A 26,919-nucleotide genomic window follows, 5' to 3' on the forward strand; every position below is an offset into this window, starting at 1 on the left:
TTGACTGATGAACTGAATTCCCAGTTCACGGCGGTATGGAATACCGTCGTCGCAGAGCTCAATGGTGACGACAACCAATATTTGTCGAGTTTTCCGCCACTCACCCCCCAGCAGCGCGCCTGGCTCACATTGGTCAAGCCACTCACCATGGCCGAAGGTTTCGCACTGCTTTCGGTGCCGTCCAGCTTCGTGCAAAACGAGATCGAGCGGCATCTGCGAGGACCCATCGTGGAGGCCCTTTCGCGTCGCCTCGGCGAGAACGTCGAACTGGGTGTGCGCATCGCGGCACCGGCTCCTGGCGAAGATTTGGAAGTCGCCGGCCCCACTCCCGAGCTCGAGGTCGACGAGGTCGACGAGACCACCGAGGCGCTTGCTAGCGCACACGAATCGTGGCCGTCGTACTTCATCAACCGTCCGGGCGGGGCCGACAAGGCCGAGACTCCTGACACGAGCCTCAATGCTCGCTATACCTTCGAATCTTTCGTCATCGGCGCATCCAACCGGTTCTCGCACGCGGCCGCCGTCGCAGTTTCCGAAGCTCCGGCCCGCGCGTACAACCCGTTGTTCATCTGGGGTGAATCCGGGTTGGGTAAGACGCATCTACTGCACGCCGCCGGGAACTACGCCCAGCGCCTGTTTCCCGGTATGCGCGTCAAGTACGTCTCCACCGAAGAGTTCACCAACGACTTCATCAATTCTTTGCGCGATGACCGTCGGGTCGCGTTCAAACGCAGCTACCGCGACATCGATGTGCTCCTGGTCGACGACATCCAGTTCATCGAGGGCAAGGAAGGTATCCAGGAGGAGTTCTTCCACACCTTCAACACCCTGCACAACGCCAACAAGCAAATCGTGATCTCCTCCGACCGGCCGCCGAAAGGCCTGGCCACTCTTGAGGACCGGCTGCGCACCCGCTTTGAGTGGGGCCTCATCACCGATGTTCAGCCTCCCGAACTGGAAACGCGGATCGCGATCCTGCGCAAGAAGGCACAGATGGACCGGCTGGACGTCCCCGATGACGTCTTGGAGCTGATCGCAAGCCGGATCGAACGCAATATCCGGGAACTTGAAGGTGCGCTCATCCGGGTGACAGCGTTCGCCTCGCTGAACAAGTCCCCCATCGAGCTGTCGCTGGCCGAGATTGTGCTGCGCGACCTCATCCCCGACTCAAACTCCATTCAGATCAGCGCCGCCACGATCATGGCGGTCACCGCGGAGTACTTCGACACCACCGTGGAAGAGCTTCGTGGCCCCGGCAAGACACGGGCGCTCGCGCAGGCACGGCAGATCGCCATGTACCTCTGCCGCGAACTCACGGACCTCTCGCTGCCCAAGATCGGCCAAACGTTTGGACGCGACCACACCACCGTCATGTATGCCGACAAGAAGGTTCGTGGCGAAATGGCGCAGCGGCGTGAGGTTTTCGATCACGTCAAGGAACTCACCGCCCGAATCCGCCAGCGTTCCCGGCACTGACCTAAGTCCTCCCCCACCCGGCCCCCGCGGCCGGGTTTTTTTGTCTCACCGCACCGCGCCGGGCTCTCAACACGTGCCCATTTCAAGACTTTTCAAGGTTTTTCTCGATGATTTTTTGTCACCTCGTGTGGCTCACACGTCACATCCATACCAATCGAAGTTGTGCACAGGACTGTGGACTGCTGTGGGGCAAACCTACGATCGGTTGGGGGTTGCTGAACTAATGACATGTCCTCCACATCCGCGGGCCGCAACCCTCCCCGGAATCCACAAACTCCTGACAACCCCTACGGGCCTCTGTCGTGCGACAACACTTGTCTGTCCACAGATTCCACAGCACCTACTAATACTGCTTAGATCTCTATCTAATCTTTCTCTTGAAAAGCAGCTGTGTGGATGGACGCGTCAACAAGGACCGTCCAACCGGTAACCCAGCGATGGACTTCAGGGATCGTCGGAGAGACCGATCCGCTTTCCCGATGCGTCGAAAGCATCTACGGTTGTGCTTCGGAAGTCGCATGGCCTGACGACTTCCCACACCGAGTGACAGGACTTGTGCGCGGTACCCCGGTGACGTGCCGGGGTCGTCCGATGCGCTGTCAACGCTGTCACCCGGGCGTGCCACGATGGCTATCACGGATTTTTGTGTGCAGACAGTCCGACCTGGACAACGAGGAAGCGAAGGGTATTCATGGATCTTGCGAGCCCCACTGCCGCAGACACCAGCCTGAAGTTCAGGGTCGCGCGCGACGACTTCGCCGATTCGGTGGCGTGGGTTGCGCGGAGTCTGCCCTCGCGACCGACGGTTCCGGTCTTGGCAGGTGTGCTGCTGACCGCGCATGACACGGGTTTGACCCTCTCCGGCTTTGACTACGAGGTTTCCGCGCAGGTGCAGGTGCCGGCAGAGGTTGCCGCCTCCGGTAGTGCGCTGGTGTCGGGCCGACTTCTTTCGGATATCACCCGCTCGCTGCCCAATAAGCCCGTCGATGTGGCGTTGGAAGGCACTCGCCTGTTGATCAGCTGTGGAAGTGCGAAGTTCTCGCTGCCGAGCATGCCGGTCGAGGATTACCCGGCATTGCCCTCGCTGCCGGAGGAGACCGGTGCCCTGGGTTCGGAGGTGTTTTCCGAGGCGATCGGCCAGGTCGCGGTCGCTGCGGGTAAGGACGATACGCTCCCGATGCTGACCGGTATCCGGGTTGAAATCAACGGTGACACAGTGGTTTTGGCGGCAACAGACCGCTTCCGTCTGGCTGTTCGCGAGCTGAAGTGGACATCCGGATCAGGCGAGATCAGCGCCGCGGTGTTGGTTCCGGCCAAGACGCTGTCCGAGGCGGCAAAGTCTGCGTCCAGTGGATCAGACGTGCAGCTTGCGCTGGGTGCGGGTTCGGCGATCGGATCCGAAGGTCTGTTGGGCATCGTCAGCAACGGCAAGCGCAGTACGACTCGCCTGCTGGACGCCGAGTTCCCGAAGTTCCGGCAGTTGCTGCCGACCGAGCACACCGCACTGGCCACCGTCGGTATCGCCGAGTTGGTGGAAGCCATCAAACGTGTTGCGCTGGTTGCCGACCGTGGAGCGCAGATCCGGCTGGAATTCGAGCCGGGACTGCTGCGGTTGTCGGCAGGTGCCGATGATGTGGGCCGTGCCGAGGAAGAACTCGAAGTAGATTTCGTCGGTGAACCGCTGACCATCGCCTTCAATCCGACGTACCTGACCGATGGTCTGGGGTCGCTGCACTCGAATCGGGTGACTTTCGGCTTCACGACTCCCAGCCGTCCGGCCGTACTGCGTCCGGCGGAAGACGATCAAAGCTCGCCAGAAGGCCCCGGGCCGTTTACGGCAGCGCAAACTGACTATGTCTATCTATTGATGCCGGTGCGCCTGCCCGGCTAGGGCTCGCACCCCAATCGGTATAGGTACTGGTCATCGGAGGTTATAGGTCATGCAGCTGGGTTTGGTTGGACTGGGCAAGATGGGTTTCAACATGCGCGACCGGCTGCGCGCCGGTGGGCATGAGGTCATCGGATACGACCCACGCCCGGAGGTCACCGATGTGCCCTCGCTCAAAGGGCTGGCCGATGCCTTAGAGGCGCCTCGTGTGGTGTGGGTGATGGTGCCGTCGGGTCCGATTACCCAACAGACGATTGCTGAGCTCGCCGAGGAATTGTCCGAGGGAGACCTCGTGATCGACGGTGGTAACTCGAGGTTCACCGAAGACCAGCCGAATGCGGATCTGTTGGCGGCCAAGGGGATTGGATACATCGATGCGGGTGTATCTGGCGGGGTGTGGGGCAAGGAGAACGGCTACGGGCTGATGGTCGGGGGCAGCGACGCCGATGTGGCGCGGGCGCTGCCGATCTTCGACACGCTGCGTCCCGAGGGTGATCGTGCGGACGGCTTCGTACATGCCGGCCCGGTCGGCGCGGGTCACTACGCCAAGATGATTCACAACGGTATCGAGTACGGCCTCATGCATGCCTATGCCGAGGGGTACGAGCTACTGGCGGCCGAACCGCTGATTACCGATGTGCAGGCCGTACTGCAGGCCTGGACCAAGGGCACCGTGGTGAGGTCATGGCTGTTGGATCTGCTGGCCAAGGCTTTGAAGGAAGATCCCGGCTTCGACGCGATTTCCGGATACACCGAAGACTCCGGAGAGGGACGTTGGACGGTCGAGGAGGCGATCAATCATCGGGTGCCCGCGCCGGTCATCGCCGCGTCGTTGTTCGCGAGATTTGCTTCGCGGCAGGAAGATTCACCTGCAATGAAGGCGGTATCGGCGTTGCGTAACCAGTTCGGCGGCCATGCGGTCAAGCGCGTCGGTCTCTCCGGATAAGGGACGCGCGCGGACCGACGTGTACGTACGACAGCTGGGACTGCGAGACTTCCGGTCGTGGGAAAGAGTTGACCTGGAGCTCGAACCCGGGCGCACCGTGTTCGTCGGCCCCAACGGCTACGGCAAGACTAATCTTGTTGAGGCCCTTTGGTATTCGTCTACCTTGGGTTCGCACCGAGTCGCCACCGACGCCCCCCTTGTACGCAACGGTGCCGAAAGGGCGGTGGTGTCGACCATCGTCGTCAACGACGGTCGGGAATTGGCGATCGATCTGGAGATCGCGGCCGGGCGGGCGAATAAGGCCCGGATAAACCGCTCCCCGGTGCGCAGCCCACGGGAGATCGTTGGAATTCTGCACGCGGTGCTCTTCGCACCCGAGGATTTGTCCTTGGTGCGCGGCGACCCGTCCGATCGACGCCGTTTTCTTGACGACCTGCTGATCCAGCGCCGTCCCCGGATGGCCGGCGTGCGTGCCGACTATGACAAGGTGCTCCGGCAGCGCACCGCGCTGCTCAAGACCGCAGGTGCGGCGTTGAGACAGCGGAATGATCAGAGTGTGCTGGATACCCTCGATGTGTGGAATGGGCATCTGGTTGCACACGGCGCCGAATTACTTTCTGCGCGTATCGAATTGGTGGGTGAGTTGCGGCCACTGGTGGAAAAGTCGTACCAGCTGCTGGCGCCCGCATCGCGGCTGGCCGATATCGCGTACCGCAGTAGCGTCGAGGGCGTCGACGGAGAACTTTCGGTGGAACGCCTTACGGAGGCACTGAACGCCGGGCTGGCCGCCAAACGGTCGGCAGAGATTGAACGCGGAGTCTGTCTGGTGGGTCCACACCGAGACGACCTGGAGCTGCGGCTCGGCGACGGACCGGCGAAAGGCTTCGCCAGTCATGGGGAATCGTGGTCTTTCGCTTTGGCCCTGCGGCTTGCCGCCTTTGACCTGCTCCGTTCCGACGGCACCGACCCCCTGTTGATGCTCGACGATGTGTTCGCAGAACTCGATGGCGCCAGGCGGAGGTCCTTGGCCACTGTCGCGGCCGACGCGGAGCAAGTACTCGTGACGGCGGCGGTCCCCGACGACGTTCCCGAGGAATTGTCGGCGCGCACGGTTACCGTCGACGTACAGGAAGATCCTTCGGGACGAAAGTCGGTGGCGCATGAGTGAGGAAGAGGCCTGGCCGCCGGAGCATCTGGCCGGGGTTGCAGGGATGGATTTGGTGCGGCGGGTGCTCGAAGAGGCACGTGGCGCAGCCAAACAGCAAGGTAAAGACATCGGCAGAGGAGGCAGATCACCGCAGCAGCGTCGACGGGTCGCAGGAGGGCGCCGCACCTGGTCAGGTCCGGGCCCGGATGCGCGCGATCCGCAGCTGCTGGGAAGGGCGGCAGGAGATCTGGCCAATCGCCGGGGCTGGTCCTCGCGAGTCTCCGAGGGCGCGGTGTTCGGTCGGTGGGAGGCCGTCGTCGGCGAGCAGATTGCCGCACATGCGACCCCGACCGCCCTGAACGAGGGAGTACTGACAGTCTCGGCGGAGTCCACAGCCTGGGCGACGCAGCTGCGGCTGGTGCAGGCGCAGCTGCTAGCGAAGATCGCTGCGGCGGTGGGAGACGGGGTGGTGACAAGTCTGAAGATCTCCGGGCCGACCGCGCCCTCCTGGCGTAAGGGTCCCCGACATATCGCCGGACGCGGCCCGCGCGATACCTATGGTTGAGGGCTCATCGCCGCGTCGTGCCGTAGAACCGGTGTCTAGAGCGCCTGACACGGCCTGATCCGAGATATGCGACGGACGGCGTAAATAGAGGGGATGAAACATGCCCTGAAGCTAGGTGCCGCCGGTACAGACCAGTAGGATGTTGGTAACACGGTTCGCTGGGTCTGTGGCCCGCGAGAGTCGTTACTTCCAGACAGGAGACAAAGTCGATCGTGGCTGCGCCGAAGAAGAGTGCCAAGAGCGAATACAGTGCCGACTCGATCACCATCCTAGAGGGGCTCGAAGCGGTCCGGAAACGCCCCGGCATGTACATCGGGTCAACCGGTGAACGCGGTCTGCACCATCTGATCTGGGAAGTTGTCGACAACTCCGTTGATGAGGCGATGGCCGGCTACGCCACCACCGTCGAGGTGACGATGCTTGAGGACGGCGGCATCCAGGTCAAGGACGACGGTCGCGGTATCCCGGTGGCCATGCATGCCTCCGGCATACCCACCGTTGACGTCGTCATGACCCAGCTGCACGCCGGCGGCAAGTTCGACTCGGATTCCTACGCGGTGTCGGGCGGTCTGCACGGTGTGGGTATCTCGGTGGTGAACGCGCTCTCGACCAAGGTCGAGCTGGAGATTCTGCGCGATGGCCACGAGTGGCAGCAGGTCTACACGGCCTCAGTGCCGGGCACATTGCAGCAGGGCGCGGCCACCAAGAAGACGGGCACCACGGTCCGGTTCTGGGCGGATCCGGAGATCTTCGAGACCACTACCTATGACTTTGAGACGGTCGCCAGGCGCCTCCAGGAGCAGGCCTTCCTCAACAAGGGCCTGACCATCAAGCTCACCGACGAGCGTGTGAGTAACGCCGACGTGACCGACGAGGTGGTCAGCGACACCGCCGAGGCACCTAAGAGCGCCGAGGAACAGGCCGCGGAATCGGCTGCGCCGCATAAGGTTAAGAACCGCGTCTTCCACTACCCCGATGGCCTGGTCGACTTCGTCAAGCACATCAACCGCACCAAATCGGCCATCCACACCACCATCGTCGACTTCTCCGGAAAAGGTGAAGGCCACGAGGTCGAGATCGCGATGCAGTGGAATGCGGGCTACTCCGAGTCGGTGCACACCTTCGCCAACACCATCAACACCCACGAGGGCGGCACGCACGAAGAGGGATTCCGCGCTGCGCTCACGACGGTGGTCAACAAGTACGCCAAGGAGAAGAAGCTTCTCAAGGAGAAGGACACCAACCTCACCGGTGATGACATCCGTGAGGGATTGGCAGCGGTCATCTCGGTAAAGGTCGGTGAGCCTCAGTTCGAGGGTCAGACCAAGACCAAGCTGGGTAACACCGAGGTCAAGTCCTTTGTGCAGAAGGTGTGCAACGAGCAGCTGCAGCACTGGTTCGACTCGAATCCTGCCGACGCAAAAACCGTTGTGAATAAGGCGGTTTCGTCGGCACAGGCGCGGATCGCGGCGCGCAAGGCGCGTGAGCTGGTCCGTCGCAAGAGCGCCACCGACATCGGTGGGCTGCCCGGCAAGCTGGCCGACTGCCGCTCCACCGATCCGTCGAAGTCGGAACTGTATGTGGTGGAGGGTGACTCGGCCGGTGGTTCGGCCAAGAGCGGCCGCGACTCGATGTTCCAGGCCATCCTGCCGCTGCGCGGCAAGATCATCAACGTTGAAAAGGCGCGTATCGACCGGGTTTTGAAGAACACCGAAGTCCAGGCGATCATCACCGCGTTGGGCACGGGTATCCATGACGAGTTCGATATTGCCAAGCTGCGGTATCACAAGATCGTGTTGATGGCCGACGCCGACGTTGACGGCCAACACATTTCGACGTTGCTGCTGACGTTGTTGTTCCGTTTCATGCGCCCGCTGGTGGAGCACGGCCACATCTTCCTGGCGCAGCCGCCGCTGTACAAGCTCAAGTGGCAGCGCAGCCAGCCGGAGTTCGCGTACTCCGACCGTGAGCGCGACGGGTTGATGGAGGCCGGGCTCAAGGCCGGCAAGAAGATCAACAAGGACGACGGCATCCAGCGCTACAAGGGTCTTGGTGAGATGGATGCCAAGGAACTGTGGGAGACCACTATGGACCCGTCCGTGCGTGTGCTGCGTCAGGTGACACTCGACGATGCTGCCGCGGCCGACGAGCTGTTCTCGATTCTGATGGGCGAGGACGTCGAGGCGCGCCGCAGCTTCATCACCCGAAACGCCAGGGACGTGCGCTTCCTCGACGTGTAGTGGCGCTTGCCCAACCGGCGAGATAGTTGCGGATTCAATTTGATCTTGAATCTTTTGGCTCCGATGGAACCGATCCCGATGTTCTGCCGTCGTACGTACGAGTACGAAAAGCAGCCGGGAGGGATTGTCTAGATGGGTGAGAAGTTCAGTGTCGACACCGAGAAGTTGGCGGGTTTTGGCGGCGGCGTCCAGGACCTAGCTGCATACATCGGCAAGGTTCAAGGTCTGGTGGACTCCGATGGTGGCCCGAAGAATGGGTGGGAGGGACTCATGTCCCAGCTCAAGAGCCCGTTTGAGAACACCAAGACTGAGACATCCAAGCGGTACGACAAGCGTCAGATTGCCACGTACATGACCGGCAATGAGTTGATCTCGCTGGCGAATGTGTACAAGGAACAAGAGAGGACGCGAGGCGCCAAGATCAGAGCCGCCGCGTCGACGTTGCCGGGACATGACTCTCCCCAGGCCGGCGATGCGACGACTACCGCTGCGCACCTCGCGACGGGGGATCTACCGGAGCTGGCCGCTCCGAAGGAAGAAGAAGCGGATGTGCGGGGACTCATCAAAGACTCCATTGGATGGGTTGCCGACGCAGATGAACAGATCGAGAAGGTTTCGGGATGGAGCCCCATCAATGACACCTTTAAAAAGGTTGTGGGTAACTGGGCGGAGCTGACACGCATCGGGAACGTGTACGAAAAGGCCGGGAAAGGCATGGAGGGCGCGGGCAAGTCGCTGGAGGCGATGACCACGCAGTCGGGTTCGCATTGGGATGGCAAGGCGGCCCAGTCCTTTGACACCTACTCCAAGAACCTGAGCAAGGCACTGGAGGCGGAGGCGCCACTGACGAAGGTCATCAAGGATTGCCTGGATGTTCTGGTGGAGCAGATCAAGAAATTGGTCAAATCCATCGCCGAATTGGTCGTCAAAAAGCTGGAAGAGGAAGTCCAGATCGACACCTGGAAGGACAAGCTCAAGGTCCTAGCGAAGAAAATTCCCATCGCGGGAACAGCTTGGCAAATTGAGCGATTGGGCGAGATTCTCGTCAAAGTCTGGACGGAAGCATCGAAGCTAGTCGACCAAGTTCAGAAGGCCGTCGAGTTGGTGAAGTCCGTCATCGAGTTCTTCAAAGATCCGGCAGGGTATTTGAAGGACAAGGGTTCGGATGCCCTGAACAAGGCGTTGGACGGTGCTCTGGATAAGGCGGGCATCGAAAGCGATGCAGGCAAACAGCTTGCCAAGGATCTTCCCGCAGCGGTCTTGTCGGCTGACGACTACCAGAGGGCCCCGGACGGAGGGCTTCCCGTGAGTGCGGGCAGTACACCGTGGGATGATGGCAACTGATGATCGATATTCCCGATGATCCCGACCTGCGAGCGCTGGTGCTCAAGGTAGCCGACGGCGTCGCGGAGATGGAAGCGGCTCGATTGGAGGCCGAGCGGTTTATCGAAACCCCGATTGAGCCGGTGTTCCAAAGCCAGCAGCAAGAGGAGACGCCTCTTCCTCTCTTGCCAACCTCATCAGAACTCGAAGAAGACGACTTTTACGCGTTCAACGACCCGTTCGGCAGGAAGAAGTGGAAGTGATATGAGCAGGCGAGCATGCGTAGTCATCATGGCCACGGCGGGCCTTCTTGCCACGGGTTGCGGGCCGCAGAAGACGGAGCCTGACGCAACGACACGGAGTTCTTCAGAATCGTCGGTTGCGCCCTCGACGGAGGCGAAAAGCTCTGGCTACCAACCGTTTACCCCGGCGACGGATCCATGCGCTCTGGTAGCGCCGGAACAGCTGAATCAGCAGGGAGCGACACCGATCAAGCCGGGAGTGGCGGATACCGCCAACGGCGTACAACAGTGTTCGTACAAGGACGACGGTGGCCATGAGGTGCTCAGTGTGTCGCTCTTCAAGAACTCGGACGGGGCCTCGAACTACCGAAAGATCCACGTCCGGATTCTTGAATCTGAGGGCGCGCAGATCTATGTCATGAAAGATGAGCCGGACGAATGCGGTGTTGGATTGGTGGATCCGGAGGACAACATCGCCAAGTTTGTATTCGAGCCGGGTGCCGCCGCTGTTGCCGCTGCTGGCTTGCCAGCCGGTCAAACCTGGTGTGATTTCTCAGCGCCCGTGATCGCCGAGGCCAACAAGAAGTTAGGTTGGACGAAGTAGGGCTAATGACTTTGGGTGACAGAGCCAGTTACCCAAAGTCATGCTGAATCACTCGTACTTGACGTCCCAGCCAAGCTTTTTGTAGCGCTGCTTCTCACGTTCCTGCGCTTGCTTGTCGGCCTTCTCCTGCTCGCTCCAGTCGCCGATGACAGCTGGTGATGCCTTGGGTAGGTCGCCCATGAACTCGTAGGTGTTGTCGAGGTTGATCAGGATCGCCGGGGTCTCGTGGTCGTCGTCCTCGTCGTGACCGCCCTTACCGTGGGCGCCCGCGCCCCCCATCATGCCCATGGGACCCATTGCGCCGCCGCGTACTCCGGAAGCTCCGACGGCAGCCGGGTTGGTGCCCGCTCCGCTGGTGGCTCCGCCTGGAAGTCCGCCTCCGGCGCGCAATGCGCTGGCGCCGCCGGCAGTTCCCGAGGCGAGGCCTGTCCCGCCGGCAGAACCTGAGGAGCCGTAACCGGCAGCGGTCGTCGCTCCTAGCGGGAGGCCGGAACCACCTGTGCCCGTACCGGTTCCAGATCCAAACGGTGAGCTTCCGCCAGCACCAGAACCCGAGCCAGCGCCTTGCCCACCGCCTGAGCCGCTGCCGGAACCTGAACCGGCGCCCTGCCCTTGTCCTTGTCCGCCCTGCCCCTCGCCGTTGGCGAGCTGTGGCTTGGTGTCCTTGTTGGCCAGGCCGTCGGTGCCGCCGCCCGGGGACTGCAGATTGTTACCGGAACCACCACCCGAGTTGCCGCCGCCGCTACCGCCGCCACCGCCGGGTCCCTGAGGCATCGAGCCCATCAGTGAACCTTGCTTGGTCTCATCAACCTCGGGCCTATCGACACTGAGCGGTTCGGTATAGAGGCGCTGCGCCTCGGCCCGAACGGCTTCTAGAAGCTTTTGCTTGGCGTCCTTATCGGTGTCCTGAGGCGGTACGGGGTACTGCTGTGGAACGTAACCCGCGTTGGTTAGGCAAGCCCCATCCTGAAACAGTGCATTCTGCAGCTTTCCGGCCTTGGTAGGGATGCCATCTTCGGCCTGGAGCTCTTGGTACTTGGCGTTAAGCGCCGCGCGTGCCGTCTCCGGCCCCTCACCTGTCCAGATTGGCTGCATAACGCTGGACGCCCGGGTGTAGTGCTCGGCAGCGTCAGAGACCTTTGTGTATATATCGCTCCACTTTTGAGCCAAGCTGAAGGCATTGTCGGGTCTAAGTTCACCCAGTTTCCCGACAATTTCCGCGTGCGACATGCCATCCCAGCCGTCACCGGACATGATCGTTCCCCTCTCGGATCATTTCGGGAGTTTTCCCGCGGTAGCAGTGGCGATCTCGACAGCCTTGACACACGCGTCGGGTATCACCTTCTCGGCCTTGCTATCCCGAACGCTGACAAGAGTCGCAACGACCGATTTCTGTGACGGAATCTGCACAGAACAAAAGGTCGTGCCCTTCTGCTGTCCACGGTCTACAGATCCCTGAAGGCCAGCGACATTCAGCGGACGAGCGTCGGGGTAGTTATCGAGGTTGAGGTAGTCAGCGATCGTCTGATTGTTCACCAATTGCTGAAGTATCCAGCCGTCGCCTTTCCAGATGCAACCTCGCTGGAGCCCGTCAGCGGCATCTTCCACGGAGGCTGGATCAACACCCCACGCCATCAGCTCCGCGGCACTATAGGTCAGGCATGGATCGAACGTTGTGCCGTCACTGTTGTGATCGGGAGGCGCATGTGGCGCAGGAAGGGTGTTGCTCACCGCGGGGGAGGACCCGGCCGTCGTGAGGGTGTTTGAAGAGGCCGTGACCGTTGCAGTAACGGCGTCGCCAGAGACAGCACCACCGCAGCCGGCGGCGGTGAGAGCCACCGTCGTCAACAGCACCAGTCGGGACAGGCTAGTCATTTGTACTCGACCGTTAGCTTGTGGTCGAAGATGCGGCCCGCGTTGTAGGCCTCCATGTTGTTGTACAGCACTTCCATCGCAAGCAAGTGGTCAATTTTGTCCTGACAGTCCTTCTTCAAATCTGTCAGGTGGGTCACCATCTCGGGCGCTTGCTTGCGGTAGTGCTGCATGGCCTTGTTTCCGGTATTCAGTGCTCCGAATCCCTCGACGCGCCCGGCTCCCTCGGCAAGGGTTAGCGCCTCGTTGATGAGATCCAGGGCAGGGAGTAGCTCCTTGGCAACCGTTTGCCCGGCCTTCTCCTCCATGTGCAGAACCTTGCCCGCATCGTTGGCCGCGCTCCGCTGCGCGTCGGGGCTCATTCCGCCCAGATCAAAGCTGTACGTCTTATCGGTCATGCTCCGCCTCCAGAAACCTGCTCTCAAATGGATACGACGCCCCTACCCCAGGTTCGGTTCCATCTTTCCTGAACTTTCTTCGACGGAGCCCAGGAGGGGTCTACCTCGCGGACCGCTGAGAAAAAAACCCCAGACCATGGTCATATTCGTAGGCGAAGCTTTAGCCCTGACGTGAGGGGTCGCCACCGAGCCCGGAGGCGGTCCGGTCGTCGGTCGCGATGAATGCAGTGCTGGTCAGCCGAAGCTTGTCGCGATAGTCATCGCAACGGGCCCCGTCACTGGTTATCAGTCCGGCCAGTCGCTCGACGGCGGGTCCGATGTCGGCCATCTGGTCGGCATAGTGAGAGCCAAAGGTCTCGGCGCGCAGCTCGCAGGACCTCACTTTGTCGCCCTGGGCCCGCAGACCCTCGGCGGCACGTCCCCACACACCCGCCAAACTCTCGACGCCGTCAGAGTCGATGTACGTCATAAGAACGACCCTTCTTAGTTTCAACTACCTATTCGGACGCAGGTCCGCGCGAATCGGTTCCATGAGTTTGGACGGATTACAGCCCCGGGCAGGTAGCGGTGAGCTCGACGGGGTGCGGCTCGTCGTACGACTTGTTCTGGTAGATCCGATACAGGTTGGCCTTGACGTGAAGGATGTTGCCTTCTTTGGCCACCGAGGCATCGGCGGGAACGCGGGTGGTGTAGTTGAACAGGGCCCCGCCCACATAGCCGTGAAGTACGGCATCATCTTTCACCTCGAAGGTGAGGGTGTTACCGAGTTTGCCTAAGCCCGGCTTGACCGCAATCTTCAACGAGCCGTTCGGTTCTCGGATGCAAGAGGCGGCATCGGTGCCGTCGACCAGGACTCGGCCGTCCACTGTGGCGTTCACGCGCGGTCCCTTGGGGTCGGGCGTGGGAGGCAGGGGTGGTGCCGACGGCTGCTGTGGATGGGGATAGGCGGGGCATGTTGCCGTGACGGTAAACGGAATCGGCTTAGGCTCACCCGGGTCGAGATTTAGGAACACCACACCGGAAACGTTGTAGGTCGAGCCCTGCACCACCACGGTGGGAGGCGATGGCAGATGGGACCACGTTTTCCACAGGTACATGCCACCGTCCGGCGCACCGATGCGGATCTCGTTCACGGTGGATGTCCCGGTGTCCAGCCGCAAGCTCAGTGAACTCGCTTGTGGTGCAGTGCTAAAGCTGATTGTGGTCTCTTCAGTAAAGCCGAGACAGACCGGGTCGCTGAACGTCAGCGGATGTCCGTCGAGGGTGGCTTCGATGGTGGCCGGGCCGCGAGGGAAATTGGGAGGCAGTGGCGCCGTCGTGGTCGAGACCGGCACCACCGCCGATGTCGCGGTGGGCGTATCGGCCGGCGGCTTCGGATCGCACGCGGCAGCGGGCAGCCCGACGAGCAATGCCAGGAGGATTCCCAGGGTCCTTTTCGTGGCCGGGCTAGCGCTCAGTCCCGAGATCCGTAACATCAGAGCCCCCTCAATTGATCTGGTTATCAGAGTTTTTCGCTTGCGTGGCCGCCGACGGATCATGCGGCGCAGGCACCCCCGCGCCGGATGGACTGCAGTGCGGGTAGCGGAATACGGGGCTGCCACGCTGCGGAGTGAACCGGCCCCATACGTTCGGCGGGCATGACGAGCACGAGGTCGTCGCCGTCGAGGTACCAGGCCTTGTAGTCGCCGCTGTAGCCGCCGTGATCGGGCCGGGGTTCGAACTCGCCGATACTGAATTGGGGGGTCTTGTCCAGGGCTGCGGCCTGCTCAACGTAAGGGCGTACGAGCGGCGGGAGCGCGGTCAGCGGATCGACACCCGGGCAGAACAGGTCCGCGAGCTCGAGTTGCCTTTTGTTCGTCTGGTCGAAAGTGAAGGTGACCACCGCATCGTTGGGGTGCGGCGTTCCGGTGACGAACCAATCTTCTGTGAAGACGACGGACACGGTGTGCGGAGACTTGTAGGTCTTGTAGCCCAGGCTCGCTTCGCTGTTTTGCGTGAGGTTGTCATTCGGCTGGCCGAATTTGTTGAAGAAGCCGGTTAGGAATTGGCGAAGCACCGGCCCGGTGACTGGGTCCTCCAGTAGGTTAATGGGATAGGTGGCTTGAACTTTCGCCGTGGTGTTCTTTGCGTTCGTGCCCGTAAGCGCGCAGCTTTCCTTGGAGCCGTCCCACGTGCCACCCACGTCCGTGCACAGGTCTGTCGGCGGCGCAGCGGTTGCGGGGCTTTGCACTGGGCTGGCGGTGGAGCAGGCTGCCAGCGCCAGAAGAAGTGCTGCGAGCGGGCGTAGTTTCCGGACGGTCATCGTCGCCATGGTGTTCCTTCCGTCATCCGCCGAGCGCCGACAGCGCTCTCTGATAGACATCACGCTTCTTATCCCGGTTGCCGTCGTAGTAGTTGACGATATCGGTCACCGCATCGATTCCACCGCTATCGGCAGCGGCATTGATCCCGTGTGCGGTCCAGTACCACTCCGCGGCCGCGAATCCGTACTCGGGCTGTTGGAGCAGTTCGGGCGTTTGGGTGAAATCCATTGGCGGATTTGGGCTGTAGCTCTGGTTGTACCACTCGGTGAATCGCTGGTAGTTGCTTCTGCCGGTGACCTGGATCGGGCCCCGCCCCATAAACCGGGCACCGTCGCCCGGTTCTGTGTTTCCGAGTTCTTGTCCCTTCGAAGTTTGCGGGCCGTAGTGCGCGTTGAACCAGTCGGCGTCGGGCCCGCCCGGATAGGCGCCCTCGTACCACATGGTCAGCTCACCGGATTCGATTGCACAGGTGGCAAGGAACGCTGCCTGCCGCTGCGGGGTATCTATCCCGGCGTGCTCCATCATGGCGTTGAGTTGGTCGAGAATTCGTTGTTGCTGTTCCGGGGGCAGGCTTGCGAAGGCGCCCTGATTGAAGATGGCCTGCAGCTGGTCCATCGTCACCTTGTGGAAGGAGCTGTCCTGCGGGCCGTTTTCGCCGATGTTGAGTGCTTGGCGCAGGATGGTGTAGTTGTCGGTGACGAATTGGTCCATGCTGGTGTTGGCGTCGTTGAAGGCGGCGATGGCGGTGGCGAATGCTCCGATGACGCTGGTGCGTAGGTCGTCTTTGACTTGTCGGGCAGGCCAATTGACGCCGGGGCTGCCGTGCCAGGCGTACAGGTGTTTGTCTGAGCCTTCGACTCCGGTGTTGTTGGCGCTGATCGCGGCGGCGCCGGTGGTGAGCCGGTTGGCGAAATCTGTGGGGTTGTTCTGAATTGTGCCTTCGATCATCAGGGTGATCGCGGCGGTGTATTCGTCTTGTTTTTTGTTCAGGCCGAAGTACAGGTTGTCGTCGACGCCTTTGACGGCTTCTTGGGCGTCCTTGAGTTTTTGAAGGTTGGCTTGTAGTTGTTCGGTGTTGGTTTTGTATTTCTCCCACGCCGCATCGGCGGCATGGCCTTTGACGTATTGCGAGAGGCGTTCGGTCTCCCCGATCAGCCCGACTTGTTCGGTGCCGCCGGTGACCGCGTCTTGCAGGTGGTCTCCGGATTCGCGGATCACCTTCAAGTTGATGTCGGCTTCTTTGTAGTAGGCGGCCTCAAAATCGGCGGCGCTGCGGTCCATCGGCAGCCCCGATAAATCGACGCCGGCCTGACTCAACTCGCCCTGGTGAGTCTTCAAAATCTCCCAGTACCCACAAAAATCGCGGATCTTGGCACCGTCATCGAGCACCTGCCGACCCGTGTCATAAACCACCACCACAAACCCCCGAACCTAGAACGGAACCGTGCTGTACCCGGGCGGGGCAGCGGTTCTGTTGCGGAGGAATCTCTCCAGGGTCGCGCGGTCACACGGGTACGGCAGCGTTCCGCCGTTCCTGGTCCCGGCCGAGGTGCGGTTGGAGTCGTTGACCCAGTACTGCGGTTGGCCGTTGTCATCGAACGTCACACGCGAGATCGATAGGAAGTGTCCACCGCCCGGCGATACCGAGCCGTTGACGATCACTTGGCGGCCGGCCTGCAGATCAGCCGTCATCTGGTTGGTCAGTTCTGTGACCGCTTCCGGCGAGCTGCTTGTGGCGTTGTTGACGGCGGAGTCGATTCCCAGGCTTTGCAGCTGCTGGGTCATCAGACCGGGCCCTCCGGGGAAGCCGTCTCGTTCGGCACCGGGATCGTAGATCTGGACACCTTGCCATCGGGTGATCTGGTCGATCTCCGCCCGATTCGGTGGGAAGTGCAGGGGCATACCGTCCATCAGCTTGTTCTGCACGTCGGCGGGAAGGTTGATCTCCTTGCCGTTGGGGCCTTCTCGCGTTCCGTACTTGTTGGCCAGAGCGCTCGCCAATGCCCACCGGGAGCAGTCGCCGCCACCGGCCTCGAGTGAATACTGCGACCATTGGCCCACCTGATCCTGTTCCTCGGGGGTGAGCGGATTCCCTACGGCCGGGCCGTTTTCGCCGATGTTGAGTGCTTGGCGCAGGATGGTGTAGTTGTCGGTGACGAATTGGTCCATGCTGGTGTTGGCGTCGTTGAAGGCGGCGATGGCGGTGGCGAATGCTCCGATGACGCTGGTGCGTAGGTCGTCTTTGACTTGTCGGGCAGGCCAATTGACGCCGGGGCTGCCGTGCCAGGCGTACAGGTGTTTGTCTGAGCCTTCGACTCCGGTGTTGTTGGCGCTGATCGCGGCGGCGCCGGTGGTGAGCCGGTTGGCGAAATCTGTGGGGTTGTTCTGAATTGTGCCTTCGATCATCAGGGTGATCGCGGCGGTGTATTCGTCTTGTTTTTTGTTCAGGCCGAAGTACAGGTTGTCGTCGACGCCTTTGACGGCTTCTTGGGCGTCCTTGAGTTTTTGAAGGTTGGCTTGTAGTTGTTCGGTGTTGGTTTTGTATTTCTCCCACGCCGCATCGGCGGCATGGCCTTTGACGTATTGCGAGAGGCGTTCGGTCTCCCCGATCAGCCCGACTTGTTCGGTGCCGCCGGTGACCGCGTCTTGCAGGTGGTCTCCGGATTCGCGGATCACCTTCAAGTTGATGTCGGCTTCTTTGTAGTAGGCGGCCTCAAAATCGGCGGCGCTGCGGTCCATCGGCAGCCCCGATAAATCGACGCCGGCCTGACTCAACTCGCCCTGGTGAGTCTTCAAAATCTCCCAGTACCCACAAAAATCGCGGATCTTGGCACCGTCATCGAGCACCTGCCGACCCGTGTCATAAACCACCACCACAAACCCCCTCAGCCCTAGTACTTCAGCCGGTTTCCACGAAATTCCCAGAAACTGTCCTCGTCGTCCCAGCCGGCTGGGGCAGGCCGCTTCGCGGACGCATCTTTGGTCGCAATGGGGGGCTCCTGCGCGGGCGAGGGCGCGTTTCCTGCTTCCCAGGCGGCGCGTTCCCGTGCCTGGCGGGTCTGCTCGGCGCGGATTTCCTGGAAGCGCTGGGCGGTTTTCAGTTTTCGAGCCTCAGAGGAGCGCCCAAACTCCAGTTGCAAGGCGTACAGCCGGTCCGCGTAGCCCATCTGCCCAAGTCCCTTCACGCCCTAGAAGTGTCCAGATTCCGCCTCTAAGTACTTGAGACGGCGGTATGCCAGATTCGGTTCCATCGAATTTGGGCGTGTGGAGAACGGCACCACTCAGGGTGAGTGGGCTCAATAGTTCAGGGGTGGAGCGCTTGCCGCGCATCAAGATCCACGCGTACTGGCGAGCGCCGTGCGGAGCTGGGAATCACCACACGCCCGGAATCAGCCGGTAGCGCACCCGGGCCGCGTACTCGGGATAGCCGTCGAGTTCCTGGGTGAGCAGGTGCTCTTCCCCGATTGCGCGGAATCCCAACGCGAGGACGGTCGCCATCGACCCGATCAATCCGTACCAGGAGCCCAGCAGCAGGGGCATGCCCATAAGGAACGGGATCGCCCCCGAGTACATGGGATGGCGGACGTAGGCATAGGGGCCGGTATCAACGATCGAATGTCCACGCTCTGCCTGCACCTTCACGACGGGCGCGGCAAAGCTGTTGGCGTGGAAGACGAGCACCATGGACAGCAGCGAGACGGCGATGAGTACCGCGCCCACGACCTGAATCCAGACCGGCACCATTGACCAACCCCAGCGATGGTCGAGCCCGGGTACCGCGAACCAGATCGGCATGCCGATGATGGCGAACACCACGAAGACTTTGTCCCATGAGGTTTGGTTGGGCTGGCGGGGTGAGCCGAGCCGCTCGGCGAGCAGCGCCGGGTTGTAGTTGAGCAGCCAGAGGTGCACACCGAGGTTCAGGACGGTGACCTCGATACCGAGGATCCAGAGTTGGGGCCAATGCCAGGTTCCCGCAGCCAGGACCATGAGCCCGCCCAAGGCGAGAGTGGACACGATGTTAGCGACGAGCAGCTTGACCAGCAGCCGCGTCTTCGACGGAATGGCCTCGGGCATGCATCGACGTTACTGCTGTGCCAGCCGTTCCAACAGCAGTGACGAGTCATCGTTCTTCAGTTCGATACCGAAGATGTCGCGCAGTGTCACCACGACTTCCGCGGGTACCAGCTGCCGGGTCTTGCGGCCTATGCCGGGCCGGATGTCGTGCAGCTCGCGGTGGTCCAGGATGTACGCGTGATCGGGCGTGATCTTCTGTACGAAAACCCTTGTACTGAAGGGTGAATGGGGACTCGATGCGACGAAGTAACTCGCGGCGCGATAGTCGATCGGGTACTGCGGTTCCAGCACGAAGGTGTACCGGCTCATCCACCCCGGCAGCGTTCCGTCCCCGGCGGCCTCCGACAGGGTCCAGCCGTCGGCGCCGGGTGTGACCTTGCCGCGCAGCAGTTGGTACGTCCACGATCCGTCGTCGATGGTGGCCTCGTCGACAATGCGTATCGGGGCAAGAGGGCTGGTGCCGAATCCGACATCGCAGAGCCACTGTTGTCCGTCGAGCCGGACCACGAGCATGCCGTGCGTCGCCGGCCGAATGGTGGTGGCGCCCATTTGCACGCGCCCCTGAATTCCGAAGAAGTCGAAGCCGAGGCGCTCCAGAACCGCTGCGAACAGGGCGACGTGCTCGTAGCAGTAGCCGCCGCGGGGCCCGCGCAGCAGCTTCGCCTGAACCGCCGGGATATCCAGTGCGACGTGCTTGTGCAGCACCGCATCGAGGTTCTCCCACTTGACGTTCAGGACGTGCCCGCGCTGTAGGCGCCGCAGGGTGTCCAGGGACGGCGACCGGGCGCCGTCGAAGCCTATGAAGGCCAGGTATTCGTCGAGCGCGAGCTCGTCTCCGTTCCACATGGTGTGGACAACGTACTAGCAGCCCTGGGTATCGCTGTAGCGCCGCGGACCATATCTGGCAGAACGGTGGAACCGAATGGCCCGCCCGTGCGTCGGAGCACAATAAGAGGGGAATTCTGTCCGGGATCGGGAGGTGAAGGTCGTGAATGACGAGCAGGAGCTGCAGCGTGAGCTCGACCTGATCCGTGGTGTCGCCGATCGCAGCGTCATGGATATCGAAGCCGCAGGCAGGGAAGCCATCGCAGAAATCGATCGACGGGCGACCGCGAACCCGGTACAGGATGCGCAGGCTCAGGTGAGGCCGCCTGCGTCGTCACCATCGGATCTTGACGAGGATGACTTCTATCAGTTCCAGAGGTTCCGCTGATGACGGAGGGTGGGCGGTGGGACTACAGATAGATCTCGATCAAGCCCGGCAAGTAGCGGCAGGCTTGAAGGGCCTCGGTGACCATTTGATCCCCGCCGGCTCACCCGCCGCAGAGGGTGCGGGCCCGGAAAAGTCCGTGGCCGCCACCCTAGCGGTGTCCGTGTCGAGCGATCACGTCGCCAAGGAGTACGGCACTTTGCTTCAGGAGGCGGCCGCGTTTTTGGGTCACGCGGTCCAGACGTTCGAAAATATGGACCAGAACAACGCGGCCAACATCAATGTGACCGGACCGCAGAGTATGTAGGTCCGTGCGATGCCCACAAAGACAGAGATTCTCAACTGGCGAACGGATCACCTTGGCGCAGCGGCTAAGTCGTGGGGCGACCAAGCGACACAGCTTGAGTCGGCAGTCAACGGTGCACAGGGATTGCTGGACAGGCTGCAAGGTTCAGGCCAGTTTGTCGAGGCATTTCGGACGCGGTTGAAAGGCTACATCGACAAAACACGGCCGAAAGTGGACAAATTGAAGTCCGCCAAGCAGGTGGCGGAATCGTCCGAACAACAATTGAAGGGCGCCAAAGACAAGGCCGTGTATGCCGTTCACGATCCCGAAGACGAAGACTTCAACGTGAACGAGGACCTGTCGGTGACCGAGCGGCGGTCACATTCTGGGCTCGATCGTCTGAAGCGGGCGATACGAAGGCGATGGCTGCAGGGCATTCTTGCCGTTAGGGCAAACGAGCTGGAGGCGACGGACAACGCGATTGCACGCAAACTGCATGAAATTGCGCAAGACCTAGGCAATTTCCATCTTGAAGGCCCGGACGGTAATACAGACTTCAGTGGAGATCCGAACAATCCGAAGATCATGGGACCAGCGAAACCACTCGGACCAATCGAGCAGGAAGATTACGACCTGGGCTACACGTTCTTGGATGAAAACGGGAACCCGCTTCCAATGTTGGATGAGAACGGAAACGTGGTGATTGACCCGAAAACCGGTAAGCCGGTTCCGGATTCTGTATGGGGGGACCCGGCCGACAACAACGCGGACGGATCTCCACGAGTGCCCCATCCGCCCCGCGACCATCATTTTGCGGATATGGATGCTAACGATCCGTATCGAACACTTCCGACCGGGACGACAGTGGGTCCGAATGGGGAAAGGATCGCTCTCGTAAGTAGGCCCCCGGATGATCCCGCATGGGCAGAAAACCAAACCAAGAACGGAAAGAGCGTGTATGTCACTCAAACTGAGGCGTACGACGTTACAAGGCAGCCGCCCCAAAGCCTAGGTAAGTTGCAGGGCGTAGACGGAAGCAAGGTCTACCAGGGAAGCGTCGTTTACGACAAAGCATCGGGACGAATGTATGTCGTCGGAAACCATGGCGATGGACGCAGCGACACGGCCCGAGGTATGTGGCGGTCTGATCCGGTCGACCCCAACCATCCGAACGACTGGGTGAAGACATTGCGGTATCAAGGCGACGTTACTAGCCTGCCGGGTTCGCGAGAGAGCAGTCTCGTCGCGTTACCGCATGGCGGCGTCGCGCTGTTTGGAGCCGACGACTACACCCCGGAGCAAGGCCGCAACATGGCAGTCGGTGCCATCACCGCGTCAACTCCCGAGGGGCTGCTGCAGGCCAGGCCAGTCACGGACCTGATGCCTGCCGGCCAGACTCCGTGGCCCGGTGGCGCGCCCTATGCGGCCCTTCCAACGGGTGTTCGTTGGGATCCAGCGCTTCGCGCCGATGTCGTGGACACCCGCATCAGTGTTTGGCGGGGTGTCCCGGGTTTCCCGGGCGCATATCCTCCGGTCACTTATCAAACGTCAGTGCCGATATTTCAACCGAACTCCTAGGAGAAATCATGATGTTGATGGGGCGACTGGCCGCGGGTCTCGTCATTGCGATGTCTGCGATCGCGTGCCAAGCGATTCCGGCGCCGGAAGCCGCCGGCCAACCGCCACAGGGTTTCCCGGATCTAGGTGGGTTCAAGGCTGTTGACTCGAAGCCTTTCCGGCAGCAGTCCCGAGGCGGCATGTATTCGAGCTTTGTGACGGCTGACGGGTTGATTAGCTGCACCATGGCCAGCGGTTCTAGCTCTGGGTGTCGAGGAGATCTTCCGGGTGTTCCAAGATCAGAGGGCAGTGGTGACGGAGCGGGATGCGCCGTGGTGGGGGGTTGGGATCAGTACAGTTTTTCAAGTACGACCGTCCACTGCCCGCCGTACTCTGGTGAAAAGCTGAATCAAAACGAAAAGCTGGTAGATGGTGATATGACTTGCGCTGTTGGCGGTGATCGCCTCGTTGCGTGTATCAACACCAGAGGAAACCACGGTTTCGTCTTGCGTCCCGAAGGCAGCTGGACCTTCTAACTGTTGTCACCGCCCACCCGTACCCTAACCGCATGGCCGCCGACCCCCCCACCATCTACTTTGCGTCGCAACGAGACTGGGAAGAGTGGCTGGAAGAGAACCACGCGGACTCCCCCGGCGTGTGGATCAAGATGGCCAAGAAGGCCAGCGGCATCCCCAGCGTCAACCACAAGGAAGCCCTGGAGGAAGCACTCTGCTTCGGGTGGATCGACGGACAAGCCAAATCGCTCGACGAGCTGTACACCCTGCGCATGTTCACCCCACGCCGCGCCCGCAGCACCTGGTCGAAGATCAACGTCGGCCATATCGAACGGCTTACCGGCGAGGGCCGGCTCAGGCCCGCAGGCCTACGAGAAGTAGACGCCGCCAAGGCTGACGGCCGTTGGGACGCCGCCTACAGCTCGCAGGCCACCATCGAAGTCCCCGAGGACTTCGCGCAGGCACTGCGCGCCGAGCCGCAAGCACAGCAGTTCTTCGACTCTCTGACCAAGACGGCGCGCTGGCCGTTCCTGTTCCGCCTCACCACCATCAAGAGACCAGATACTCGTGCCCGGCGGATCGTGCAGTACGTCGAGCTGTTGGCGCAGGGAAAGAAGTTGAGCTAGCGCTCAGGCCTTGTGCGCCACGGACACGATGTAGTCCGAATGCAGCGAGAAGAGCCGCATACCCACCGAATTGAACTGCGCGCGCAGCAGCGGGTTGACATGTTTCATGTCGGGTTGGCGCAACCGCTTGGCCAGGAACTTGGACAGCGGTGGATAGACATCATCGGCGATGGACCATGTCTCGGCCCGGGCAAAGCCCATGTCCAGCAGCAGATCTCGGTATCCCTGTACATCGACGGCCCAGGGCACCGCGCTCGGTGACGCACCCTGCCAGCCCCGACGCGCCACCTGATTGCGTGCCAGCGCGGTCAGCGCGGTGCGCCGCGGGACGATATCCGCCGTCACCAGGCGTCCACCGGGCTTGAGCACGCGCAGCGCCTCCCGGAAGAAGTCGATGCGCGACGGGAAATGAAAGGCCGACTCCAGCGCCACCACCTTGGTGCAGGACTCGTTGCCGAACGGTAGATCGGTGGCCGAGGCCTTGACGTAGGAGATCGTGTCGGACAGACCGGCCTCGGCGACCCGTCGAGTCGAGATCGCGATCTGCTCCTCGGCGATGTTGACCCCGGTGATCTTCTTCACCTTGAACTCGTTGGCCCACAGAATGTCTTGATCGCCGTATCCGCAGCCGCAGTCCACCACCACATCCTTCGAGGTGAACCCCGCGCTAGAGGCAACCAGGCGCGCAAGGTCGCGGCTGGCCTCGTCGAGGGTTGTCGGGTGGTCGCGCCAGTACCCGAAGTTGATGAAGAGCGACTCTTCGCCGAATAAGTTCTGCGGACCGACGATGTCGTAGACCATTCCGGTCTTGGGGCCGTCGGCGTTCGACACCGCGACCGCCGCCATGCGCCGCCACTCGTCGGCCCATCGGCGTAGCCGTTCGCCGGTGGATTCCTCGGTGAAATCGGACGTCAGAGTGGTCATGGCTGGCAGCTCCCTTTCGGCCCTGGCCGCCTCGTTGCGGCTCACGCCTGCGTAACAAACAGTACCGGATACCTGGGATATCGGCATCTAAAGCCGCTGAGAACGACGCACGGGCCTGGATCCGAGAAACCCATCGCAGAAGTGACTAGGCTGGTGGGGTTGCCCGGCCTTCTCCGGGCGCAGCATGAACGAGGAGCACATGACCGACACAACGCTGCCCCCCGGCGGTGACGACGCCGTCGACCGGATCGAACCGGTAGACATCCAGCAGGAGATGCAGCGCAGCTACATCGATTACGCCATGAGCGTGATCGTGGGCCGCGCCCTGCCCGAAGTGCGCGACGGCCTCAAGCCCGTGCACCGCCGCGTCCTTTACGCGATGTACGACTCCGGGTTCCGGCCCGACCGCAGCCACGCCAAGTCGGCGCGCTCGGTGGCCGAGACCATGGGTAACTACCACCCACACGGCGACGCCTCCATCTACGACACCTTGGTGCGTATGGCGCAGCCCTGGTCGCTGCGTTACCCGCTGGTGGACGGCCAAGGAAACTTCGGCTCGCCGGGTAACGATCCCGCCGCCGCCATGCGTTACACCGAGGCCAGGCTGACACCGCTGGCCATGGAAATGTTGCGTGAAATCGATGAGGAGACAGTCGATTTCATTCCCAACTACGACGGCCGGGTCATGGAGCCGACCGTGCTGCCGAGCCGGTTCCCGAACCTGCTGGCCAACGGCAGCGGCGGTATCGCCGTCGGTATGGCCACCAACATGCCGCCGCACAACCTGCGTGAGTTGGCCGAGGCCGTGTACTGGGCGCTGGACAACCACGAGGCCGACGAGGAGACCACCCTCAAGGCGGTCTGCGAAAAGATCACCGGCCCCGATTTCCCGACATCCGGCTTGATCGTTGGGACACAAGGGATTCACGACGCGTACACCACCGGGCGCGGCTCCATCCGCATGCGCGGTGTCGCCGAGATCGAGGAAGACTCCAAGGGCAGGACGTCTTTGGTGATCACCGAGTTGCCGTACCAGGTCAACCACGACAACTTCATCACTTCGATCGCCGAGCAGGTGCGCGACGGCAAGATCGCCGGCATCTCCAACATCGAAGACCAGAGCTCCGACCGTGTCGGCCTGCGAATCGTGGTGGTGCTCAAGCGCGATGCCGTTGCCAAGGTGGTGCTGAACAACCTCTACAAGCACACCCAGCTGCAGACCAGCTTCGGCGCCAACATGCTGTCGATCGTCGACGGCGTGCCGCGCACGCTACGCCTGGATCAGCTGATCCGGCTGTACGTCAATCACCAGTTGGACGTCATCGTTCGGCGTACCCGGTACCGGTTGCGCAAGGCCAACGAGCGCGCCCACATCTTGCGCGGTCTGGTCAAAGCCCTTGACGCCCTTGATGAAGTGATCGCATTGATCCGCGCCTCGGCGACGGTCGACATCGCGCGCCAGGGCCTGATCGAGCTACTCGACGTCGATGAGATCCAGGCCCAGGCCATCCTCGACATGCAGCTGCGTCGCCTGGCGGCCCTGGAGCGGCAGAAGATCGTCGACGACCTGGCCAAGATCGAGGCCGAGATCGCCGACCTCGAGGACATCCTGGCCAAGCCGGAGCGTCAGCGCGCCATCGTCAAGGACGAACTCGCCGAGATCACCGAGAAGTACGGCGACGACCGCCGCACGCGCATCATCTCCGCCGACGGCGATGTCGCCGACGAAGACCTCATCGCACGTGAGGACGTCGTCGTCACCATCACCGAAACCGGATACGCCAAGCGCACCAAGACCGACCTGTATCGCAGCCAGAAGCGCGGCGGTAAGGGCGTGCAGGGGGCGGGCCTCAAGCAGGACGACATCGTCAAGCACTTCTTCGTGTGCTCCACGCATGACTGGATCCTGTTCTTCACCACCAAGGGTCGCGTCTACCGCGCTAAGGCGTACGACCTGCCCGAGGCCGCCCGCACCGCGCGCGGCCAGCACGTTGCGAACCTGCTGGCCTTCCAGCCCGAGGAGCGCATCGCGCAGGTCATCCAGATCAAGGGTTACGAGGACGCGCCGTACCTGGTGCTGGCCACCAAGAACGGTCTGGTCAAGAAGTCCAAGCTCACCGACTTCGATTCCAACCGCAGCGGCGGCCTGGTGGCCGTCAACTTGCGCGACGGCGACGAACTGGTGGGCGCGGTGCTGTGCGCGGCCGAGGACGACTTGCTGCTCGTATCGGCGCATGGTCAGTCCATCCGGTTCAGTGCGACCGACGAGGCATTGCGGCCGATGGGCCGCGCTACCTCCGGTGTGCAGGGCATGCGGTTCAACGGCGAGGACGAGCTGTTATCGCTCAACGTCGTCAGCGAGGGCACCTACCTGCTGGTGGCCACGTCGGGCGGCTACTCCAAGCGCACCGCGATCGAGGAGTACCCGGTGCAGGGGCGTGGCGGTAAGGGTGTGCTGACGGTTCAGTACGACCCGCGCCGCGGCTCTCTGGTGGGTGCGCTGATCGTGGACGAAGAGGCCGAGCTTTACGCCATCACCTCGGGCGGCGGGGTCATCCGCACCATCGCGAAACAGGTTCGTAAGGCCGGCCGCCAGACCAAGGGCGTGCGGTTGATGAACCTCGGCGAGGGCGACACCTTATTGGCAATCGCGCATAATGCCGATGAGGGTGATGCTGACCCTGACGACGACACAGCCGGCGCAAGCGAGTAAGGAGCTG

The 26,919-nt window shown here is 61.8% G+C and carries 26 protein-coding genes; 14 read left to right on the forward strand and 12 right to left on the reverse strand.

The features are described 5' to 3' along the window. The 9 genes from dnaA (at position 1) to HBA99_RS00045 (ending at position 10,431) form a co-directional block, all read left to right on the forward strand. Complete coding sequence (dnaA, locus tag HBA99_RS00005; protein ID WP_057968880.1) at positions 1-1,476, forward strand: chromosomal replication initiator protein DnaA; 1,476 nt, start codon at positions 1-3, stop codon at positions 1,474-1,476. Between the two features lie 691 nt (positions 1,477-2,167). Continuing rightward, positions 2,168-3,367 carry a DNA polymerase III subunit beta gene (gene dnaN / locus HBA99_RS00010; RefSeq protein ID WP_030097699.1) on the forward strand — a complete coding sequence of 400 codons (1,200 nt, stop codon included), beginning with the start codon at positions 2,168-2,170 and terminating at the stop codon, positions 3,365-3,367. Positions 3,368-3,416: 49 nt separating this feature from the next. Continuing rightward, positions 3,417-4,310: a phosphogluconate dehydrogenase (NAD(+)-dependent, decarboxylating) gene (gnd, locus tag HBA99_RS00015; protein ID WP_030097700.1), complete on the forward strand. Its 894-nt coding sequence runs from the start codon at positions 3,417-3,419 to the stop codon at positions 4,308-4,310. Positions 4,311-4,329: 19 nt separating this feature from the next. Further along, the gene (gene recF / locus HBA99_RS00020) at positions 4,330-5,478 is read left to right on the forward strand and encodes a DNA replication/repair protein RecF (protein ID WP_070951763.1); all 1,149 of its coding nucleotides are present in this window, start codon (positions 4,330-4,332) and stop codon (positions 5,476-5,478) included. Beyond that, positions 5,471-6,022 carry a DUF721 family protein gene (locus HBA99_RS00025; RefSeq protein WP_070923930.1) on the forward strand — a complete coding sequence of 184 codons (552 nt, stop codon included), beginning with the start codon at positions 5,471-5,473 and terminating at the stop codon, positions 6,020-6,022. Before recF ends, HBA99_RS00025 begins: the two co-directional genes overlap by 8 nt. A gap of 212 nt (positions 6,023-6,234) precedes the next feature. Continuing rightward, positions 6,235-8,262, forward strand: a complete 2,028-nt coding sequence (gene gyrB, locus HBA99_RS00030; RefSeq protein ID WP_030097703.1) for a DNA topoisomerase (ATP-hydrolyzing) subunit B — start codon at positions 6,235-6,237, stop codon at positions 8,260-8,262. 132 nt (positions 8,263-8,394) lie between these two features. Next, complete coding sequence (locus HBA99_RS00035; RefSeq protein ID WP_070951762.1) at positions 8,395-9,606, forward strand: hypothetical protein; 1,212 nt, start codon at positions 8,395-8,397, stop codon at positions 9,604-9,606. After that, the gene (locus HBA99_RS00040; RefSeq protein WP_070931904.1) at positions 9,606-9,848 is read left to right on the forward strand and encodes a hypothetical protein; all 243 of its coding nucleotides are present in this window, start codon (positions 9,606-9,608) and stop codon (positions 9,846-9,848) included. Before HBA99_RS00035 ends, HBA99_RS00040 begins: the two co-directional genes overlap by 1 nt. Positions 9,849-9,876: 28 nt before the next feature. Next, positions 9,877-10,431, forward strand: coding sequence for a DUF3558 family protein (locus HBA99_RS00045; RefSeq protein ID WP_234798063.1), 555 nt, complete (start codon positions 9,877-9,879; stop codon positions 10,429-10,431). Between the two features lie 48 nt (positions 10,432-10,479). Here HBA99_RS00045 and HBA99_RS00050 read toward each other — a convergent pair whose 3' ends face one another. The 11 genes from HBA99_RS00050 to HBA99_RS00100 all read right to left on the reverse strand — a co-directional run bounded on the left by HBA99_RS00050 (position 10,480) and on the right by HBA99_RS00100 (position 19,927). Next, on the reverse strand, positions 10,480-11,685 hold the full coding sequence (locus HBA99_RS00050; protein ID WP_070951761.1) for a hypothetical protein: 1,206 nt from the start codon (positions 11,683-11,685) through the stop codon (positions 10,480-10,482). A gap of 18 nt (positions 11,686-11,703) precedes the next feature. Next, positions 11,704-12,306, reverse strand: coding sequence for a DUF3558 family protein (locus HBA99_RS00055; RefSeq protein ID WP_070951760.1), 603 nt, complete (start codon positions 12,304-12,306; stop codon positions 11,704-11,706). Continuing rightward, positions 12,303-12,701: a hypothetical protein gene (locus HBA99_RS00060; RefSeq protein ID WP_070951759.1), complete on the reverse strand. Its 399-nt coding sequence runs from the start codon at positions 12,699-12,701 to the stop codon at positions 12,303-12,305. Before HBA99_RS00060 ends, HBA99_RS00055 begins: the two co-directional genes overlap by 4 nt. A gap of 160 nt (positions 12,702-12,861) precedes the next feature. After that, positions 12,862-13,170 (reverse strand): hypothetical protein, encoded by a 309-nt coding sequence (locus HBA99_RS00065; RefSeq protein WP_030097714.1) that lies wholly within the window; start codon positions 13,168-13,170, stop codon positions 12,862-12,864. Positions 13,171-13,246: 76 nt separating this feature from the next. Beyond that, positions 13,247-14,176, reverse strand: coding sequence for a lipoprotein LpqH (locus tag HBA99_RS00070; RefSeq protein ID WP_070951758.1), 930 nt, complete (start codon positions 14,174-14,176; stop codon positions 13,247-13,249). A 59-nt stretch (positions 14,177-14,235) separates the two neighbouring features. Then, complete coding sequence (locus HBA99_RS00075) at positions 14,236-15,012, reverse strand: DUF3298 domain-containing protein (protein WP_081347655.1); 777 nt, start codon at positions 15,010-15,012, stop codon at positions 14,236-14,238. Between the two features lie 13 nt (positions 15,013-15,025). Next, positions 15,026-16,420 (reverse strand): glycoside hydrolase family 19 protein, encoded by a 1,395-nt coding sequence (locus tag HBA99_RS00080; RefSeq protein WP_199252991.1) that lies wholly within the window; start codon positions 16,418-16,420, stop codon positions 15,026-15,028. Between the two features lie 15 nt (positions 16,421-16,435). Then, a complete protein-coding gene (locus tag HBA99_RS00085; RefSeq protein ID WP_131821695.1) occupies positions 16,436-17,878 on the reverse strand; it encodes a hypothetical protein in 1,443 nt (480 codons plus the stop codon). 17 nt (positions 17,879-17,895) lie between these two features. After that, a complete protein-coding gene (locus HBA99_RS00090; RefSeq protein WP_131822819.1) occupies positions 17,896-18,171 on the reverse strand; it encodes a hypothetical protein in 276 nt (91 codons plus the stop codon). 205 nt (positions 18,172-18,376) lie between these two features. Further along, positions 18,377-19,081 carry a methyltransferase family protein gene (locus tag HBA99_RS00095; protein ID WP_199252992.1) on the reverse strand — a complete coding sequence of 235 codons (705 nt, stop codon included), beginning with the start codon at positions 19,079-19,081 and terminating at the stop codon, positions 18,377-18,379. 9 nt (positions 19,082-19,090) lie between these two features. Continuing rightward, positions 19,091-19,927 (reverse strand): arylamine N-acetyltransferase family protein, encoded by an 837-nt coding sequence (locus tag HBA99_RS00100; protein ID WP_070951756.1) that lies wholly within the window; start codon positions 19,925-19,927, stop codon positions 19,091-19,093. Positions 19,928-20,069: 142 nt separating this feature from the next. Between HBA99_RS00100 and HBA99_RS00105 the strand changes: the two genes are divergently transcribed. The 4 genes from HBA99_RS00105 to HBA99_RS00120 all read left to right on the forward strand — a co-directional run bounded on the left by HBA99_RS00105 (position 20,070) and on the right by HBA99_RS00120 (position 23,275). Further along, a complete protein-coding gene (locus tag HBA99_RS00105; protein WP_070952379.1) occupies positions 20,070-20,294 on the forward strand; it encodes a hypothetical protein in 225 nt (74 codons plus the stop codon). 16 nt (positions 20,295-20,310) lie between these two features. Continuing rightward, positions 20,311-20,598, forward strand: coding sequence for a hypothetical protein (locus HBA99_RS00110; protein WP_070951755.1), 288 nt, complete (start codon positions 20,311-20,313; stop codon positions 20,596-20,598). A gap of 9 nt (positions 20,599-20,607) precedes the next feature. Further along, positions 20,608-22,155, forward strand: coding sequence for a hypothetical protein (locus HBA99_RS00115; RefSeq protein ID WP_070951754.1), 1,548 nt, complete (start codon positions 20,608-20,610; stop codon positions 22,153-22,155). 547 nt (positions 22,156-22,702) lie between these two features. After that, the gene (locus tag HBA99_RS00120) at positions 22,703-23,275 is read left to right on the forward strand and encodes a YdeI/OmpD-associated family protein (RefSeq protein WP_070951753.1); all 573 of its coding nucleotides are present in this window, start codon (positions 22,703-22,705) and stop codon (positions 23,273-23,275) included. A 3-nt stretch (positions 23,276-23,278) separates the two neighbouring features. Here the strand turns inward: HBA99_RS00120 and HBA99_RS00125 are convergent, their stop codons facing one another. Next, entirely contained in the window at positions 23,279-24,244 is a 966-nt protein-coding gene (locus tag HBA99_RS00125; protein ID WP_070931884.1) for an SAM-dependent methyltransferase, read from the reverse strand. 154 nt (positions 24,245-24,398) lie between these two features. Between HBA99_RS00125 and gyrA the strand changes: the two genes are divergently transcribed. Next, positions 24,399-26,912 carry a DNA gyrase subunit A gene (gene gyrA / locus HBA99_RS00130; RefSeq protein WP_030098132.1) on the forward strand — a complete coding sequence of 838 codons (2,514 nt, stop codon included), beginning with the start codon at positions 24,399-24,401 and terminating at the stop codon, positions 26,910-26,912. Positions 26,913-26,919 lie beyond the last annotated feature (7 nt).

Origin of the sequence: Mycobacteroides chelonae, assembly GCF_016767715.1 — a bacterium.
GTDB lineage: Bacteria > Actinomycetota > Actinomycetes > Mycobacteriales > Mycobacteriaceae > Mycobacterium > Mycobacterium gwanakae.

What these genes read in the sequence shown, in the direction of transcription:
- HBA99_RS00075 (WP_081347655.1), bottom strand. Translation starts at nt 15,012, where the DNA reads ATGGCGACGATGACCGTCCGGAAACTACGCCCGCTCGCAGCACTTCTT.
- HBA99_RS00025 (WP_070923930.1), top strand. Translation starts at nt 5,471, where the DNA reads ATGAGTGAGGAAGAGGCCTGGCCGCCGGAGCATCTGGCCGGGGTTGCA.
- HBA99_RS00050 (WP_070951761.1), bottom strand. Translation starts at nt 11,685, where the DNA reads ATGTCCGGTGACGGCTGGGATGGCATGTCGCACGCGGAAATTGTCGGG.
- dnaN (WP_030097699.1), top strand. Translation starts at nt 2,168, where the DNA reads ATGGATCTTGCGAGCCCCACTGCCGCAGACACCAGCCTGAAGTTCAGG.
- HBA99_RS00070 (WP_070951758.1), bottom strand. Translation starts at nt 14,176, where the DNA reads ATGTTACGGATCTCGGGACTGAGCGCTAGCCCGGCCACGAAAAGGACC.
- HBA99_RS00055 (WP_070951760.1), bottom strand. Translation starts at nt 12,306, where the DNA reads ATGACTAGCCTGTCCCGACTGGTGCTGTTGACGACGGTGGCTCTCACC.
- HBA99_RS00115 (WP_070951754.1), top strand. Translation starts at nt 20,608, where the DNA reads ATGCCCACAAAGACAGAGATTCTCAACTGGCGAACGGATCACCTTGGC.
- HBA99_RS00060 (WP_070951759.1), bottom strand. Translation starts at nt 12,701, where the DNA reads ATGACCGATAAGACGTACAGCTTTGATCTGGGCGGAATGAGCCCCGAC.
- HBA99_RS00120 (WP_070951753.1), top strand. Translation starts at nt 22,703, where the DNA reads ATGGCCGCCGACCCCCCCACCATCTACTTTGCGTCGCAACGAGACTGG.
- HBA99_RS00065 (WP_030097714.1), bottom strand. Translation starts at nt 13,170, where the DNA reads ATGACGTACATCGACTCTGACGGCGTCGAGAGTTTGGCGGGTGTGTGG.
- HBA99_RS00045 (WP_234798063.1), top strand. Translation starts at nt 9,877, where the DNA reads ATGGCCACGGCGGGCCTTCTTGCCACGGGTTGCGGGCCGCAGAAGACG.
- HBA99_RS00040 (WP_070931904.1), top strand. Translation starts at nt 9,606, where the DNA reads ATGATCGATATTCCCGATGATCCCGACCTGCGAGCGCTGGTGCTCAAG.
- HBA99_RS00090 (WP_131822819.1), bottom strand. Translation starts at nt 18,171, where the DNA reads ATGGGCTACGCGGACCGGCTGTACGCCTTGCAACTGGAGTTTGGGCGC.
- HBA99_RS00100 (WP_070951756.1), bottom strand. Translation starts at nt 19,927, where the DNA reads ATGTGGAACGGAGACGAGCTCGCGCTCGACGAATACCTGGCCTTCATA.
- gyrA (WP_030098132.1), top strand. Translation starts at nt 24,399, where the DNA reads ATGACCGACACAACGCTGCCCCCCGGCGGTGACGACGCCGTCGACCGG.
- HBA99_RS00035 (WP_070951762.1), top strand. Translation starts at nt 8,395, where the DNA reads ATGGGTGAGAAGTTCAGTGTCGACACCGAGAAGTTGGCGGGTTTTGGC.
- gnd (WP_030097700.1), top strand. Translation starts at nt 3,417, where the DNA reads ATGCAGCTGGGTTTGGTTGGACTGGGCAAGATGGGTTTCAACATGCGC.
- HBA99_RS00095 (WP_199252992.1), bottom strand. Translation starts at nt 19,081, where the DNA reads ATGCCCGAGGCCATTCCGTCGAAGACGCGGCTGCTGGTCAAGCTGCTC.